Source organism: Actinacidiphila oryziradicis (assembly GCF_005047355.1).
GTDB classification, from domain to species: domain Bacteria; phylum Actinomycetota; class Actinomycetes; order Streptomycetales; family Streptomycetaceae; genus Actinacidiphila; species Actinacidiphila oryziradicis.
In genome coordinates, this window is sequence record NZ_SUMC01000012.1 from 120,074 (window position 1) to 136,916 (window position 16,843).

General features: G+C 71.0%; 11 protein-coding genes. 4 read left to right on the forward strand and 7 right to left on the reverse strand.

Annotation, left to right across the window (positions count from 1 at the left end; all coding sequences use genetic code 11):
- Window position 1: 1 nt before the first annotated feature.
- The 4 genes from FCI23_RS15705 to FCI23_RS15720 form a co-directional block, all read right to left on the reverse strand.
- A complete protein-coding gene (locus FCI23_RS15705; RefSeq protein WP_136724504.1) occupies window positions 2-931 on the reverse strand; it encodes a branched-chain amino acid ABC transporter permease in 930 nt (309 codons plus the stop codon).
- 97 nt (window positions 932-1,028) lie between these two features.
- Window positions 1,029-2,231: a branched-chain amino acid ABC transporter substrate-binding protein gene (locus FCI23_RS15710; RefSeq protein ID WP_211265340.1), complete on the reverse strand. Its 1,203-nt coding sequence runs from the start codon at window positions 2,229-2,231 to the stop codon at window positions 1,029-1,031.
- A gap of 1,033 nt (window positions 2,232-3,264) precedes the next feature.
- Entirely contained in the window at window positions 3,265-3,744 is a 480-nt protein-coding gene (locus FCI23_RS15715) for a PaaI family thioesterase (RefSeq protein WP_136724505.1), read from the reverse strand.
- Between the two features lie 147 nt (window positions 3,745-3,891).
- Complete coding sequence (locus FCI23_RS15720; RefSeq protein WP_136724506.1) at window positions 3,892-6,207, reverse strand: FdhF/YdeP family oxidoreductase; 2,316 nt, start codon at window positions 6,205-6,207, stop codon at window positions 3,892-3,894.
- Window positions 6,208-6,404: 197 nt separating this feature from the next.
- Here FCI23_RS15720 and polA point away from each other — a divergent pair, with 197 nt between their 5' ends.
- Complete coding sequence (polA, locus tag FCI23_RS15725; RefSeq protein WP_136724507.1) at window positions 6,405-9,140, forward strand: DNA polymerase I; 2,736 nt, start codon at window positions 6,405-6,407, stop codon at window positions 9,138-9,140.
- 210 nt (window positions 9,141-9,350) lie between these two features.
- Here the strand turns inward: polA and FCI23_RS15730 are convergent, their stop codons facing one another.
- Window positions 9,351-10,145, reverse strand: coding sequence for a DUF4184 family protein (locus FCI23_RS15730; protein WP_136724508.1), 795 nt, complete (start codon window positions 10,143-10,145; stop codon window positions 9,351-9,353).
- Between the two features lie 170 nt (window positions 10,146-10,315).
- Here FCI23_RS15730 and FCI23_RS15735 point away from each other — a divergent pair, with 170 nt between their 5' ends.
- The 3 genes from FCI23_RS15735 to FCI23_RS15745 all read left to right on the forward strand — a co-directional run bounded on the left by FCI23_RS15735 (window position 10,316) and on the right by FCI23_RS15745 (window position 12,854).
- A complete protein-coding gene (locus tag FCI23_RS15735; RefSeq protein WP_136724509.1) occupies window positions 10,316-11,584 on the forward strand; it encodes a lytic transglycosylase domain-containing protein in 1,269 nt (422 codons plus the stop codon).
- Window positions 11,585-11,702: 118 nt separating this feature from the next.
- Window positions 11,703-11,837, forward strand: coding sequence for an SPW_0924 family protein (locus FCI23_RS15740; protein WP_136724510.1), 135 nt, complete (start codon window positions 11,703-11,705; stop codon window positions 11,835-11,837).
- Window positions 11,838-11,855: 18 nt separating this feature from the next.
- The gene (locus FCI23_RS15745; protein WP_136724511.1) at window positions 11,856-12,854 is read left to right on the forward strand and encodes a DUF3068 domain-containing protein; all 999 of its coding nucleotides are present in this window, start codon (window positions 11,856-11,858) and stop codon (window positions 12,852-12,854) included.
- A gap of 5 nt (window positions 12,855-12,859) precedes the next feature.
- Here FCI23_RS15745 and FCI23_RS15750 read toward each other — a convergent pair whose 3' ends face one another.
- A complete protein-coding gene (locus tag FCI23_RS15750; protein ID WP_136724512.1) occupies window positions 12,860-15,751 on the reverse strand; it encodes an ATP-dependent RNA helicase in 2,892 nt (963 codons plus the stop codon).
- A complete protein-coding gene (locus FCI23_RS15755) occupies window positions 15,748-16,560 on the reverse strand; it encodes a class I SAM-dependent methyltransferase (protein WP_136724513.1) in 813 nt (270 codons plus the stop codon). The genes FCI23_RS15750 and FCI23_RS15755 overlap by 4 nt, the downstream gene beginning before the upstream one ends.
- Window positions 16,561-16,843: the final 283 nt, after the last annotated feature.

A 16,843-nucleotide genomic window follows, 5' to 3' on the forward strand; every position in this document is an offset into this window, starting at 1 on the left:
CTCACGCCCTGTCCGCTACACGCTCGCCGAGCAGGCCCTGTGGTCTCAGCAGCAGTACGAGGATGAGGAGGACGAAGGCCCACACGGAGGCCCAGCCGCTGCCGCCGAGCTGTTCCATGCCGGGGATGTTGGCGATATAGGCGGTGGCGAGGGCCTCGGCGAGACCGAGCACGAGACCGCCGAGCATGGCGCCGTAGATGTTGCCGATGCCGCCGAGCACGGCGGCGGTGAAGGCTTTGAGGCCCGCCTGGAAGCCCATGTCGTACTTGACCTGGCCGTAGCGCAGGCCGTAGGAGACGGCTGCGACGGCGGCGAAGAGGCCGCCGATGGCGAAGGCGACAACGATGACGCGGTTGGTGTCGATGCCCATGAGCTGGGCAGTGTCAGGGTCCTGGGCTGTGGCCTGCATGGCGCGACCGGTGCGGGTCGAGCGGACGAAGCCCGCGAGGGCGGCCATGCAGAGGGGGGCGCCGATAAGGACGAAGAGGTCGCCGCTTTGGATCTGGACGGATCCGATGTGCCAGGGGCCGGCGGGGAGTTGGGGGAAGACCCGGGCCGAGGTGGCCTTCGGGTAGAGGTTGCGGATGGCTTCCTGGAGAGCGAGGGAGAGACCGATGGCGGTGATGAGGGGAGCCAGGCGTGGGGCGTTCCTCAGCGGCCGGTAGGCGAAGCGTTCGGCGCCGGTGGCGATGAGTACCGAGACGACTGCCCCTCCGATGAGCATGAGCGGGAGGGCAACCCACATGGAGGTGCCGGTTGGGAGGACGAGGTAGACCGTGAGGGCACCAAAGCCGCCGGTCATGAAGATCTCGCCGTGGGCGAAGTTGATGAGCTGGACGATGCCGTACACCATCGTGTAACCGATGGCGATGAGCCCGTACATCGAGCCGAGAAACAGCCCGTTGGCCAGCTGCTGCGGCAGGGTGTTCACCGCTTGGCCTCCATGTCGTTGGGGGGATGGTCAGGGGGTATGGCGCGGGCCGCGCGGTGGGCGTACCTACCACGCGGCCCGGGGTCTTGCCGGCCGGTCAGCTGCCGCTGTAGGTGCCGCTCTTGACGGCGACCCACTTGCCGCTCTTGACCTCGTAGGCGGTGAGCTGCTTGTTGGTGGTGTCGCCGTACTGGTCGAAGGAGACCTTGCCGGTGATGCCGTCGAAGTTGGAGGCCTGGACGGCATCGACGATCTTGGAGCGGGCGTCGGAGGGGATCTTGCCGTTGGTGACGGTCTTGCCTACGGCCTTGATGATGGCGGTGGTGGCGTCGTAGGAGTAGCCGCCGTAGGTCTGGTAGTCGCCCTTGTAGCCGGCGGCCTTGTAGTCCTTGATGAACTGCTGGGCTGCGGGGAGGGTGTCGACGGGGGCGCCGACGGAGGTGGCGAGGTCGCCTGCGCTGGCTGATCCGGCGTTGGTGATGTAGGTGTCGGAGTACATGCCGTCACCGCCGAAGAGCGGGATCTGGGCGCCGGCCGCCTTGAGCTGCTTGGTGAGCAGCGAGGACTCATCGTACTGGCCGCCGTAGTAGAGCATGTCGGCGCCGGAGTTCTTGACCTTGGTGGAGAGGGTGGAGAAGTCGGTGTCACCGGTGTTGACGTGGTCGGTGCCGATGACCTTGCCGCCGAGCTTGGTGAACTGCTCACTGAAGATGCCGGCGAGGCCGGCCCCGTAGGGCTGCTTGTCGTCGACGATGTAGGCCTTCTTCTTCTTGAGCGTGTTGTAGGCGTAGTCGGCGGCGTAGGCGCCCTGGAGGGCGTCGGTGGTGGCGGTGCGGAAGTACGTCTTGTAGGGGCGGGTCTTCTTGCCGGAGGCCCAGGCGGGGCCCTGGGTGAGGGGGACGCTGGTGTTCGAGGGGGAGATCTCGACCAGATTGGCGGTGTTGAAGACCTGCTGCATCGACTGGGCGACGCCGGAGTTCAGGGGGCCGACGACGCCGAGGACGTTGGGGTCGGCGACGAGGGTGGTGGCGTTCTGCTGGCCGGTGGCGGGCAGTGCCTTGTCGTCGAGCGCCGTGATCTTGAAGGTGACGCCGGGAACCGTCTTGTTCTTGTTGGCGTCGTCGACGGCGAGTTGGGCGCCGTACTGGATGCCGAGGCCGGTGGCGGAGTTCTGACCGGTGAGGGGGGCGTCGACCCCGATGACGACGGTGGTGCCGCTGCTGCTCTTGCTGCCGCTGTCGCCGCGGGAACCGCAGGCGGTGAGGGCAAGTGCTCCGGTGGTAAGCACGGAGGTCAGCATCAGCAAGGAACGGTGTCGCACGTTCAGTCCTTTCACCTGGCGCGGCCGTCTCTGGTGAGACGCCGAGTCTCCCGACTGGATCCGAACTGAGCTGCAATCCGGTAATGCGGTGACTGGGCGTGACTCTATTGGTGGGAAGGGGGTCGGGCCGAGATGAAGGCCATGATGTGACTGTCTTGTTATGCCGGATTGAGGTTCAACGGTGGGTCACAGTGGGCAGATTGGACATTTGTGCGCTGTTACATGCCGTCCGGATGATGAGAATCCGCAGTTCCGGTAAGGGGTTAGGGTGATTTTGTTACTGACTTCGGGCAGATGATCCGGATCGATTCGAACAGCTCGCGGGGGTAACGCCCGTCGAAAATGAAGCTCTGGGTCTGTATTGCACGGGTGTTACGGAGCGTTACGTCGATGAAAGAGATCCCGGCGTTCAGTGGCAGAGTGGCGCAATTGCGGGTGTATACGTGCACAGAGACGCTGCGGGGTCGTTCCGCCGTGCACGGTGACGGGGGTGGCGGGTTCGGCGGTGGTGATCAGCCCGATACGGCTGGGCGATCCTCTGGAAGGTGACCGGGGGCCCGGAGCGACGGTGACGAGGAATCAGAAGGTAAAGGTGCCGAGGTCGCGGTCGGCGGCTTCGGCGGGCCCTGCTGGGGGCACCTCCTGGGGGCACCTCCCGGCCGAAGGCTGGGGGAGGTAGCTGGGGGAGGAAGCGGGTGATCTGGGCGGGCCACAGGTCGGGCGCGGGGGCGGACGGGCCGGGGCGGGTCGCGAAGGCACAGCCGGCGAGTGCGCTGAGGGCTGCCGCGGCGGTGAGGACGACGGCGGCGCGGCGCCGGCGGTCGGACGGCGGCGGGGCGGCGCCGCTGATGACGTCGTGGACCTGGGCGGCGCCCGGGCCCGTACCCGTGCCTTCACCGGGCTCGATGGGGCCGATGCCGCTCATGGCCTGCGGCCCGCGGGCGTGGACGGCGCTCGACCACTCATGGCCGCACGTTGGACCGCGCCCGCGTAGGCCCACAATGGAGGCTTTTCAGCCGGTGATGCCGTTGGGGGAGACGGGGCGCAGGGTGCAGGTGAGGCGAGCGGTGCAGACGCGCTTGTCGTGTTCGTCGGTGATGACGATGTCATACGTGGCGGAGGTGCGGCCGCGGTGGGCGGGGGTGGCGACGCCGGTGACGAGACCGGAGCGTACTCCGCGGTGGTGGGTGGCGTTGAGGTCGACGCCGAGGGCGAGCTTGGAGGGGCCGGCGTGGAGCATGGCGCCGATGGAGCCGAGGGTCTCTGCCAGGACGGCGGAGGCGCCGCCGTGCAGGAGGCCGTACGGCTGCGTATTGCCCTCGACGGGCATGGTGCCGACGACGCGTTCGGCGGAGGCTTCGGTTATTTCGACGCCCATACGGGTGCCGAGGTGGCCGGCCGAGAAGAGGGCGACGATGTCGACGCCGAGTCCGGCGTACTGCTCGATGACCTCCTGGGGGAAGAAGGGGATGGGGGTTTTCTGCTCGCCCATGCGGGTCGGCTCCGATCGTCGTCCGGTGCGCTGGTCGTGCCGGGCCGGCACTTGCTGTACTGGGCAACCTTAGAGGGCCCTGCCTCCCTGGCGTCCGCCGGATACCCCGCACGGGTCCATGCCGGCGGCACGATCCTCCGCCGGCCGTCAGGCGGGCTCTGGTGCCGGACGGCCGGTCGCGGCTTCGAGCCGGATCACGACCGACTTCGACGCGGGCGTGTTGCTGGTGTCGGCGGTGTGGTCGAGCGGGACGAGCACATTGGTCTCGGGGTAGTACGCGGCGGCGCAGCCCCGGGTGGTGGGGTAGTGGACCACACGAAATCCGTCGGCGCGGCGTTCGGTGCCGTCGGACCATTCGCTGACGAGGTCGGCGTAGGCGCCGTCGGCGAGGCCGTGGGAGGCGCCGTCATCGGGGTGGATCATGATGACGCGGCGGCCGCCCTTGATGCCGCGGTAGCGGTCGTCGAGGCCGTAGATGGTGGTGTTGTACTGGTCGTGCGAGCGGAGGGTCTGCAGCAGGAGGCGGCCCTCGGGGACGGCCGGGTACTCGACGGGTGCCGCCGTGAAGTTGGCGAGGCCGGTGGAGGTGGGGAAGCTGCGGGTGTCGCGGGGCCCGTGCGGGAGGGTGAAGCCGCCGGGGCGGGCGACCTTGGCGTTGAAGTCCTCGAAGCCGGGGACGACGCGGCCGATCCGGTCCCGTATGAGGCTGTAGTCGGCCTCGAAGTCGGCCCAGGGGACACGGCTCTGTGGGCCGAAGACGGCGCGGGCCAGCCGGGAGACGATGGCGGGCTCGGAGAGCAGATGGGGACTCGCGGGCGCCAGGCCGCCGCGGGAGGCGTGGACCATGCCCATGGAGTCCTCGACGGTGACGAACTGTCCGCCGCTCGCCTGGAGGTCCTTCTCGGTGCGGCCAAGGGTGGGGAGTATGAGGGCGCGGGCGCCGGTGACGACGTGGCTGCGGTTGAGCTTGGTGGAGACATGGACGGTGAGCCGGGCGCGGCGCATGGCGGCTTCGGTGACGTCGGTGTCGGGGGAGGCGGAGACGAAGTTGCCGCCCATGGCGAAGAAGACCTTGGCGTCGCCGTCGCGCAGGGCGCGGATGGCGCGGACGACGTCGTAGCCGTGTTCGCGGGGGGAGGTGATGCCGAATTCCCTGTCGAGGGCGTCGAGGAATGCGGCGGAGGGGCGTTCGAAAACGCCCATGGTGCGGTCGCCCTGGACGTTGCTGTGGCCGCGCACGGGGCAGACGCCGGCGCCGGGGCGGCCGATGTTGCCTCGCAGGAGGAGGAAGTTGACGACTTCGCGGATGGTGGGGACGGAGTGCTTGTGCTGAGTGAGGCCCATGGCCCAGCAGACGACGATGCTCTTGGCGTCCAGGACGAGGGCGAGGAGCTTGTCGATCCCGTCCTGGTCCAGGCCGGTGGCGCGCTGCACCTCGTCCCAGTCGGTGGCCCGGGCGGCGGCAGCGAACTCCTCGTAACCGTGGGTGTGTTCGTCGATGAAGGCGTGGTCGAGGACGGTGTCGGGGGAGATGTCCTCGGCTTCGATCAGGAGGCGGTTCAGGGCGCGGAAGAGGGCCTGGTCGCCGCCGAGACGGATCTGCAGGAAGTAGTCGGTGAGGGGAGTGCCGCTGCCGGCGAGGCCGCGCGGGGTCTGGGGGTTCTTGAAGCGCTCCAGGCCCGCTTCGGGGAGCGGGTTGACGCTGACGATCTTGGCGCCGTTGGCCTTGGCCTTCTCCAGGGCGGAGAGCATCCGGGGGTGGTTGGTGCCCGGGTTCTGGCCGGCGACGATGATCAGGTCGGACTGGTAGAGGTCCTCCAGCAGGACGCTGCCCTTGCCGATGCCGATGGTCTCGGACAGCGCCGACCCGGACGACTCGTGGCACATGTTGGAGCAGTCGGGCAGGTTGTTGGTGCCGAGCTCGCGGGCGAAGAGCTGGTAGAGGAACGCGGCCTCGTTACTGGTGCGTCCGGAGGTGTAGAAGACGGCTTCGTCGGGCGAGGAGAGGGCGTGCAGTTCCTCGGCGATGATGTCGAAGGCGCGCTCCCAAGGCACGGGCTCATAGGTGTCGGAGCCCTCGGCGAGGTACATCGGCTGGGTGAGGCGGCCCTGCTGGCCGAGCCAGTAGCCGCTGCGCCGGGCCAGGTCGGAGACGGGGTGGGCGGCGAAGAAGTCGGGGGTGACGCGGCGCAGGGTCGCCTCTTCGGCGACGGCCTTGGCGCCGTTCTCGCAGAATTCGGCAGCGTGGCGGTGGTCGGGCTCGGGCCAGGCGCAGCCGGGGCAGTCGAAGCCGTTCTTCTGGTTGACCTTGAGCAGGGTGAGGGCGGTGCGTCGTACGCCCATCTGCTGCTGTGCGATGCGCAGCGAGTGCCCGACGGCCGGTAGCCCGGCGGCGGCGTGCTGCGGGGTGGTGACGTCGGGCGCGTCCTGTACGGGGTCCCCCGTGGGTGCCTTGCCTGCCATGTCGCTTTGCTCGCTTTCTGCGCTGTGCCTCGTTGAATCCTGCCACGCCGGCGCGGGAGGTGTCGGGGCCGGGTCCGCCCGCGGACCCGGGGCCTGGGGCGCAGCCACCGTTCGGGGAAGGGGCGGCGAGCGGCGGGGAGAGGCGGAGCAGAGCCGCTGCGGCGGCGTTGTCGGTGGCTCGTGGGAGGATCGGGAATGTGGCAGAGACAGCATCGCAGACGAGCACAGTGACCACTTCCGCGCAGGGGGGCGGGCGTCCGCGCCTGCTTCTGCTGGACGGGCACTCCCTGGCGTACCGGGCGTTCTACGCGCTGCCGGTGGAGAACTTCAACACCGCCACCGGGCAGCCGACGAACGCGATCTACGGCTTTACGTCGATGCTGGCGAACACTTTGCGTGACGAGCGGCCGACGCATCTGGCGGTGGCGTTCGATGTGTCGCGCAAGACATGGCGGTCCGAGGAGTTCGCGGAGTACAAGGCGAACCGGACGAAGACGCCGGACGAGTTCCGCAGTCAGGTGGAGCTGATCGGCGAGCTGCTGGATGCCATGGCGGTGAAGCGGTTCGCGGTGGAGGGCTTCGAGGCGGACGACGTGATCGCGACGCTGGCGACGCAGGCGGCGGCGCTGGGGTACGAGGTGCTGATCGTCACCGGTGACCGGGACGCCTTCCAGCTGGTGACCGAGCACATCACGGTGCTGTATCCGACGAAGGGTGTGTCGGAGCTGACCCGGTACACCCCTGCGGCGGTGGAGGAGAAGTACGGGCTCACCCCGCGGCAGTATCCGGACTTCGCGGCGCTGCGGGGTGACCCGTCGGACAATCTGCCGGGGATTCCGGGGGTGGGGGAGAAGACCGCCGCGAAGTGGATCAAGCAGTTCGGGTCGTTCGCGGATCTGGTGGAGAGGGCGGCGGAGGTCAAGGGGAAGGCGGGGGAGAATCTCCGCGCCCACCTGGAGTCGGTCCAGCTCAACCGCCGGCTGACCGAGTTGGTGCGGGATGTGGCGCTGCCGCACGGCCCGGAGGCGCTGGTGCGGGAGCCGTATGACCGGCCGGCGCTCGATGTGGTGCTGGAGGCGCTGGAGTTCCGGCACGCCAACTTCCGGGAACGGCTGTACGCGGCCGACCCGGGGACGGTGGTGGAGGAGCCGGTGATCGCCGGCGGTGTGGAGCTGGACGGTTCGGTGCTGGCGGCGGGGGAGCTGCCGGGCTGGCTGGCGGAGCACGGCGGCGGGGCGCTGGGGCTGGCCGCGGTGGACACCTGGGCGCTGGGCAGCGGGAGTGTGGCGGAGATCGCGCTGGCGGATGCGGGCGGTGCCGCGGCGTGGTTCGATCCGGCGCAGCTGGGCGAGGCCGATGAGCGGGCGTTCGCGGAGTGGATCGCGGATCCGGCTCGGCCCAAGGTGCTGCATGGTGCGAAGAACGCGGCTCGGGTCTTCGCCGAGCACGGCTGGAGCGTGGGCGGCGTGTCGATGGACACGGCGCTGGCGGCTTATCTGATCAAGCCGGGGCGGCGCTCCTTCGCGCTGGACGCGCTGTCGGTGGAGTATCTGGGGCGTGAGCTGGCGCCGGCCGGCGCCGAGTCGGGGCAGCTGGCGTTCGGTGACGGGGACGATGAGGAGGCCGGGGCGGAGGCGCTGATGGCGCAGGCGCGCACGGTGCTGGACCTGGGCGAGGTGTTCGAGGAGCGGCTGGCGGAGGTCGGGGCGGCGGATCTGCTCCGTGATGTGGAGCTGCCGACGTCGGCGTTGCTGGCGCGGCTGGAGCGGGCCGGCATCGCGGCGGACCGGGAACACCTGGAGCGTCTGGAGCAGCGTTTCGCGGATGCCGTCATGCAGGCGGTGAAGGAGGCACACGCGGCGGTTGGCCATGAGTTCAACCTTGGCTCGCCGAAGCAGTTGCAGGAGGTGTTCTTCGGGGAGCTGGGGCTGCCGAAGACGAAGAAGACCAAGACCGGGTACACCACGGACGCGGATGCTCTGGCGTGGCTGGCGGCGCAGACCGACCATGAGCTGCCGGTGATCATGCTGCGGCACCGGGAGCAGGCGAAGCTGCGGGTCACCGTGGAGGGTCTGGTCAAGACGATCGCCGAGGACGGGCGGATCCATACCTCCTTCAGCCAGACGGTGGCAGCCACTGGCCGGCTGTCGTCCACCGATCCGAATCTGCAGAATGTGCCGGTGCGGACGGACGAGGGCCGGGAGATCCGTCGTGGCTTTGTGGTCGGCGAGGGCTATGAGTCGCTGCTGACGGCGGACTACAGCCAGATCGAACTGCGGGTGATGGCGCATCTGTCGGAGGACGAGGGCCTGATCGCGGCGTTCACCTCGGGTGAGGATCTGCACACCACGGTCGGCTCCCAGGTGTTCGGGGTGCCGAAGGACGCGGTGACCGCGGAGATGCGCCGGAAGATCAAGGCGATGTCGTACGGGTTGGCGTACGGGCTGTCGGCGTTCGGGCTTTCGCAGCAGCTGGGCGTCGAGGCGGCCGAGGCGCGCGTACTGATGGATACGTACTTCGAGCGCTTCGGCGGGGTGCGGGACTATCTGCGCCGGGTGGTGGAGGAGGCCCGGGCCACCGGCTATACGGAGACGGTGCTCGGCCGGCGGCGTTATCTGCCGGATCTCAACAGTGACAACCGGCAGCGGCGTGAGATGGCCGAGCGGATGGCGTTGAACGCGCCCATCCAGGGCTCGGCCGCCGACATCGTCAAGATCGCCATGCTGCGGGTGGACCAGGCGCTGACGCGGGAGTCGCTGACCTCACGGATCCTTCTCCAGGTTCACGACGAAGTGGTGATCGAGGTCGCCCCGGGGGAACGGGCGGCGGTCGAGGAGTTGGTGCGGCGTGAGATGGCCAGTGCCTACCCGCTGAGGGCGCCGCTGGACGTCTCGGTCGGGGTGGGCCGGGACTGGGAGTCGGCAGCACACTGACTGCCTCCGGGGGGTGTGGGCAGGCGTGCCGCAGGGCCGAGCGAAGCGAGATGGGGCTCCCAGCGGTAGCTGGGGGAGAGTGGGCACAACGCCGACCACCGGCCCGCACGTTGACGCCAAGGCCCGGGGCAGAGCCCCCCGCGCGGCGCCAGCCGCATATCGGACGGAGCCGGTAAGGGGCGGGGAGGGGGAAAGCCCGCCGCAGGCGCCCTAGCCGACGCGGCTGCCGCCGGTGGCCTCGCCGCGCCGCAGCCGCGCCCGCAACCGCGCCGCCCCGGCATACACCAGCGCCCCGCCCGCCAGCCCGGCGCCCCCGCCGAACAAGGCGGTCGGCAGCAGGTCGAGGATCGATTCCGTCGCCCCGTTCGCCTGGTACCAGTGTGCGCAGCGAGCCGCGGCTCCGGCCGCTGCGGAGCCGCCGAGCAGAGCGGCCATGAGGGCGCGGCTGCGGGCGGACCGGGGATCCGGGCGGCGGGGTGTCTCGTGGCGGGCCCGGGCGGCGAAGGCGGCGACGAGCACGAGGCCGGCCGCTGAACTCCCGTATTGCGCCCAGTGGTGCAACGGCATGCCGTGCACCACGGTGTTGAGGACGGGGAAGGTGCGCACGCCCCAGCGGCCATGGTGGGTGAAGGTGTCCCAGCCGATGTGCGTGGCGGCGCCCAGGGCGGCCGAGGCCCAGAACCAGGCGGCGTTGCGTGGGTTCCAGGACACCGGAACCGGGCAGCCGCGGCCGGACGGCGGCGGTGCGATCAGCGGGTCGCGCACGAACCACCATCCGGCTGCCAGCGCGGCGGCGATCAGCGGGTCCGAGGTGAGGATGCCCGGCACCGAGTGCGTCACCTCGCCGTAGCCGTAGACGCCGTGCAGAAAGGACTCCGCGAAGAAGGGGACGTCGGGTGCGAAGGAGCCCGCGACCAGTGCTGTCGTGATCAGCGGCCCGCGCGCCGATCCGTCCCGGCGCAGGAGGGGTAGCACCGCTGCGGCGTGGCTGAGGGTGAATGGCATGCGACCTCTTCCTTAAGACATGAAGACGTGAGTTCGGTCAGTATGGTTGGGCCCCCGGATGCCTTTATCTATGCCCTCCCGCAAGGTGGTTGCGGGCTTGATGTTGTCGTAGTGTCACCAGAGTCGTCGCGCAGGGACACGCGCATCGCGCAATGGGAGGGAAGCCGGGTATGGCATCGGGGTACGGCCGACGGATACGAAGGTCAGTCACGGGCACGGCGGTAGCGGCTCTGGCCATGGCGGCGCTCAGCGCCTCCCAGGCACCCGGGCTCGCCCTCGCGGCTGTGAGCGGCAGTATGGACTCCGCCACACCGCCGCCTGGCCCGGCGATTGACGGCGGGTCGCCGTACTACACCGCGCTGCCACCGCTGGACACCCCCAACCCCGCCGGCAGCGCGGGCGCTCCCGGCACTTCGACGGGTTCGCCGACCGGCGGCATCGACACCAGCGGCACCGGGCTGCCGGCCACCGTCCTGGACGCGTACAAGAAGGCCCAGTCGGCGATAGCGTCCACCACCCCCGGCTGCAATCTGCGCTGGGAACTGCTCGCCGCGATCGGCCAGGTCGAGTCCAACCAGGCACGCGGCGGCAATGTCGATGCCGAGGGCACCACCATTACGCCGATCCTCGGCCCGGTCCTCAACGGCAACGGTTTCGCGAACATCCCCGACACCGACCACGGCGTGTACGACGGTGACCCCATCCACGACCGTGCTGTCGGCCCGATGCAGTTCATCCCCCAGACCTGGGCCACTTGGGGCGCGGACGGCAACGGCGACGGAGTCAAGGACCCGAACAACGTCTACGACGCGGCGCTCGCCGCCGGCCATTACCTCTGCGCCGCCGGCAGTGGCGACCTGTCCGTGAACACGAACCTTGACCGCGCGATACTCGGCTACAACCACTCCCAGGCCTACCTGAACCTGGTGAAGTCCTGGTACGAGCACTTCATCAAGGGCGGCGCGGTCTCAGTCCCGAACAGCAGCGGCAGCGTTACGCCGACGAGCAGCGCCGGCCCTTCCGCCTCGCCGTCCGTCTCGCCCTCGGCGTCGAAGTCGCGCGGCGCGAGCACCAGTGCCTCCCCGTCCGCGTCGCCGTCGAAGTCGCCGACCCCGACCGTCAGCGCCAGCGGCAGCATCAGTGCCTCGCCGTCGGCGTCCCCTTCGGTCTCGCCGCCGGCCGGCCCCAGCACCAGCCCCAGCACCAGCCCGACCACCAGCCCGACCACCAGCCCGACCCCGAGCCCCACGGGGACGGCCTGCCCCACCGATTCCCCCTCGCCGTCCGTCTCCCCGTCGGACTCGCCCTCGCCCAGCGCCTCGCCGTCCGCCAGCAGCGACCCGTGCGCCACGGTTTCCCCCTCCCCTTCCCCGTCCGGGTCCACCACCGCCTCGGACTCCCCGTCCGCCGCCGAGACGGTCTCCGGCAAGGCCAACTGACGTATCGTCACATTACGGCCGCACTCCCCACGGAGTGCGGCCGTACGTGTTCTCATTTCACGCTCCGAGCGCTACGGTTCCCGCCCCGCCGCCGCACGACACGCCCGGGAGGTCCGGTATGCGTGCCCTTATTGCCGCCGCCATCGGCGCCGTCGCCGCCCTCGCCCTGGTATTCACCCTCGCCGCCCTGGGCAGCCCCACCGGCTCCACCTCGCCCAAGCCGCTGCTCACCACGGTCCCCGAGCACCCGTAACCCCTGGGAGAGGTCCCGATGCGCCGTACATCCAGCCTGGTGCTCCTCGCCCTCGCGGTCTTCTTCGCCGCTCTGTCGCCTCTGATCCGCTGGTACGCCTTCCCCCGGCTCGCCAAGGTCCCCGCCGACCAGTACCAGGCCGTCGTTCTGGAGGCGAAGAACGCCACCCTCCTCGACTACAGCACCATGAAGCCCCGACAAGTCTCCAAGGTCACCATCGTGCAGACCCTGCGCGGCAACGTCGAAGAGGCCAAGAAGGCCCAAAAGGCCACCGGCCGCGATGTCGTCGTCTGGGACGGCCTGTCCTACATCGTCGGCCCCGACGGGAAAATGGTCTCGTCGATCCCCGAGCGCTACATCTTCGACGCCCACTCCCAGGCCCCCGTCCACGTGGCCGGCGAAAGCGTCGACGGCGACACCGTCCGGCGCAAGGGCCTTGAATTCAAGTGGCCCTTCCTCACCGAGAAACGGGACTACTACTACTTCGACGCCCAGTCCCGCACTTCCGCGCCCATCCACTACAAGGGCACCCGCCTCTTCCGTGGCCTGACGGTCTACTACTTCGAGCAGACCGTCCCGTGGACCAAGGTCCCCTTCCCCAAGAAGATGCCGGTCGACGGCATCACCCCGCAGACCGTCCAGGCCATGGGCATGGAGCGCTGGTACACCACCAAACGCATGTTCTGGGTCGAGCCCGTGACCGGCGCGCCCGTCAACGGCGAGGAGATCCACCAGGAGCAGCTGCGCTACACCACCGGCCACCAGTCGCCGGTGACCGTCTTCGCCGGGCATGTGAAGATGCGGGCCGACTACGTCGACCACACGGTCGCCCTCGTCAAGTCCCAGCGCCCGCTCGTCCTGCTCATGACCAGCTACCTTCCATGGGGCTTCCTGGGCCTCGCCACCGTCCTGCTCGCGCTCGCGCTGTTCCTCGAAGCCCGTGGCCGCACCGGCTCCCGGGCCGGGCCCGGACAGCTCGATCCCGCCCCTGGGGGTGCCGCGCCGGTCAAGGTGTGACCTGCTCACCCCCGCTCGGGCCGGGGCTTCGTCCGACGGGTCGGCTCGGCAGCGGAGGGGTCCTCCGGCCAGGGGTGTTTGGGATAGCGGCCGCGCAGTTCGGCCCGTACGGAGCGGTATCCCTCCCGCCAGAAGGACGCCAGGTCGGCGGTGACGGCGGCCGGGCGGCCGGCCGGGGAGAGAAGATGGACCAGCAGCGGTACCCGGCCGCCCGCGAGGCGGGGGGTCCGCTGCCAGCCGAAGAGTTCCTGAAGCTTGGCCGCCAGGACCGGCTGCTCACCCTCGTAAGAGACGCGGATACGGGACCCGGACGGCACCTCGATCCGCTCCGGGGCCAGTTCGCCGAGGCGGGCGGCGTCGCCCGTCGCCCAGGGCAGCAGCCGGGACAGGGCCTGACCGGCGTCGACGCGTTCCAGGTCGGCGCGGCGGCGGGCCCTGGCCAGCTCGGGGCCGAGCCATTCGTCCGTGTGGTCCAGCAGCGCGGCATCCGACACGTCCGGCCAGGGCGCTCCCAGCTCCCGGTGCAGGAAGGCCAGCCGCTGCCGCAGCACCTGCGCGTCCCGGGTCCACCGCAGCATCTCCGGACCCTCGCGGCGCAGGCCCTCGGCCAGCGCCGCACGCAGCAGCTCCGGGCCGGGGGACCGCAGCGGGCGGGAAGCCAGCTCGATCGCGCCCAGCCGCTCCACGGAGCGCGCGACGACATCGCCGCCGTCCCAGCCGACCTCCTCGTACGACGCCAGCATCGGCCCCGCCGCCGTACGGGCCGTCTCGCCGTCGATCACCGCCGCCAGCCGCACCCGCGCCGACGGGGCCCCGGCCGGACGGTCCGCCACGGCGACCGCCAGCCACTCGGCGGCGTCCAGCCGTGAGCCGTCCGCGAGCTGCGCGGCCGTCCCGGAGGCCATCAGATACGCCCCGCCGCCGCGGCGGCGCGCGACCCGCTCCGGGAAGGCCAGCGCCGCGACGAGCCCGGCCACGGCGTCATCACTCCCGCCGCCCGGCGCGGTACCCGGTTGCGCGCTGTGCCCGTTCGGGCGCGCGTCGGCTGCTCCAAGCGGCCCTGCTCGCTTCGCTTCCCGGGCGTTGACGGTTTCCGCGGTCGCTGCCGCCGGTTGCCGACTCCGGGCGGACCGGCCTACGGCCTCCCGGGGCCCCGGCGGCGAACCCTGCCCGGTGCGGGCGTGGCCATCGGACGGGCTGCCGGCGTCCTGGGCGTCGGCGGTCGGTGACCCGGTTGCAGGGTCCTGGGTGGGTGGCTGCCCGTGTCTGTCGCCGGGGCGCCAGACAGGGGCGTGGCCGTCTGACGGGCTGCCAGGGACCTGGGCGTCGGCGGTCGGTGAACCCGTTCCAGGGCTGTGGGTGGCCGGCTGGGATGCGTCCCGCGCCGAAGGGGCGGCCGCCGACGCCAGCCGCCGGGCTTCCGCGCGCCAGCGCGCCGCGTAGCCGTCACCGCCTCGCCGGGCGGTGCGCCACGCGGCGGCGAGGTCGTCGCCGTATGAGCGCGGCGGCTCCTCACTGAGGAGCGCGACGACCTCCGCCGCGCGCCGGGCGCCCACGGCGGTCGCGCCGTCGAGCAGGGCGCGCGCGAGCCGGGGGTGGACGCCCATACGGGCCAACCGCACGCCGCGCCCGGTGACCCGGCCCGTGCCGCCGTCCACGGCGCCGATGGCGGCCAGCACCTCGCGGGCCGCCGCCATCGCGCCGCCCGGCGGGGCGTCGAGGAGGGCCAGGCCGGACGCGTCCGGGTCGCCCCAGCAGGCCGCCTGCAAGGCGAAGGCCGTCAGGTCGGCCACCGCGATCTCAGGGGCGGGCCAGCGTGGCCGGGCAGCGTTCTCGGCTTCCGCCCAGCAGCGGTAGGCGGCGCCGGGGGCCTCGCGTCCGGCCCGGCCGGTGCGCTGGTCGGAGGTCGCGAGAGAGGCTCGTACGGTGGTCAGTGAGCCGAGGCCGCGGGCGTGGTCGGTGCGGGGCTCCCGGGCCAGCCCGGAGTCGACCACGATCCGTACCCCGGGCACGGTCAGGCTCGACTCGGCGACGGACGTCGACAGGATGATCCGGCGCCGTGTCCCGTCCCCGCCGCGCAGGACGGCCTCCTGCACCGAAGCCGGCGCCTGCCCGTGCAATTGCAGGACCTCCGCGTCCACCCCGCCCAGCAGCCCGGCCACCCGGCCGATCTCGCCGGCCCCCGGCAGGAAGCACAGCACGTCCCCTTCGGGGGCGCGCGCGAGCGCGGACCGTGCGGTCGCCGCCACGTGGTCGAGCAACGCGGGGTCCACCCGCATCCCGTGCGGCGGCCGGACCGTACGCGACGGCGGCGCATAGGAGAGGGCCACCGGGTGCATCCGGCCCTCCGCGGTCACGACCGGCGCGCCGCCCAGCAGCCGTGACCACGCATCGGCGTCCGTCGTCGCGGAGGCCGCGACCAGTCGCAGATCCGGCCGGAGCGCGGCGCGTACGTCCAGGAGGAACGCCAGCACGGTATCGGCGTCCAGATGCCGCTCGTGGCACTCGTCCAGGACGACCGCGTCCACTCCGGCCAGCTCCTGGTCGCGCTGGAGACGCTGGAGCAGCACCCCGGTGGTGACCACCTCCACCACGGTCTCCGCCGAGACCTTCCGCTCCCCGCGCACCGTGAAGCCGACCCGGCCGCCGGTCTCCTCCCCCAGCAGCCACGCCATCCGCCGCGCCGCCGCCCGCGCGGCCATCCGCCGGGGCTCGGCGACGATCACCCTGCGCGCCGCCCCGCCGTCCGCCACCCCCGCCAGCACCAGCGGAACCAGCGTCGTTTTCCCGGTGCCCGGCGGCGCGGCCAGCACGGCGCACCCGTGCGCCTCCAGCGCCCGCAGCAGCGCGGGCACGGCGGCACGTACGGGCAGGTCGAGGGCCTCGGTGCGGATCACGCCCCCGAGTCCCGCACGCAGACGAAGATGGCCGTACCCGGCAGGAGGCCGCCGCGCAGCGGGGACCAGCCGCCCCACTCCTGGATGTTCCATTCGGGCCATTCCGGCTCGACGAGATCGACCAGCCGGAAACCGGCCGCCACTATCTCCCGCACCCGGTCACCCAGCGTGCGGTGGTGCTCCACGTATACCGCCTGTCCTTCCTCGTCCTGCTCGACATACGGAGTGCGATCGAAGTAGGAGGAGGTGGCGGTGAGGCCCTCCGGGCCGGGTTCGTCGGGGAAGGCCCAGCGGACGGGGTGGGTCACGGAGAAGACCCAGCGCCCGCCGGGCCGCAGGACGCGCCGCACCTCCCGCATGACCCCGGCCGTGTCGGCGATGAACGGCAGCGCGCCGTAGGCCGAGCAGACGAGGTCGAAGGACTCGCCGGCGAAGGGAAGGGCGCCGGCGTCGGCCTGGACGAGCGGGATGTCCCCGCCTATGCGGTGGGCGTGCCGCAGCTGCCGGTGGGAGAGGTCCAGCGCGACCGGGTGGGCCCCTTGCCCAGCGAGCCAGCGCGAGCACTGGGCGGCGCCGGCGCCGATCTCGAGCACCGCGGCGCCCTTGAGCAGCTCCACCGGCCCGAGCAGCCCGGCGTCCTCCTCGTCGAGGCCCTCGGGGCCCCAGACGAAGCGGTCGTCGCCCAGGAAATGCCCGTGCTCCACCTGGTAATCGTCGGCGTTCCCATCCCACCACCCCCGGTTGGCGCGGCTGCTTTCTGTACTGTCCGCGTCACGGCGGGTCGCTTCCGGCTCAGGTCCTTGGATCATCGTGTCGTTCGTCGTACTCTCTTCGGAGAACTTGTGACTGGGGATTTCCGCCGGGTTTGGGCCGTTGTGTCTTTGGTGTGCTCTTCGCGCATTGACCGTGCCCGGCTGCCCCCGTATGCTACAAGTTGCGCTGCGAGCCTGCGCACCTCAGACGGAGCAGGCTGCGCTCGAATCTGTTGTGGACCTCTCGGCCTTGTGGCTGTCCGGAATATCGGCAGAAGCGATAACGGGCTCCCGGCGTAGCAGTACCTACGACTTACTGTCCGTACCGGAGTCCTTTACC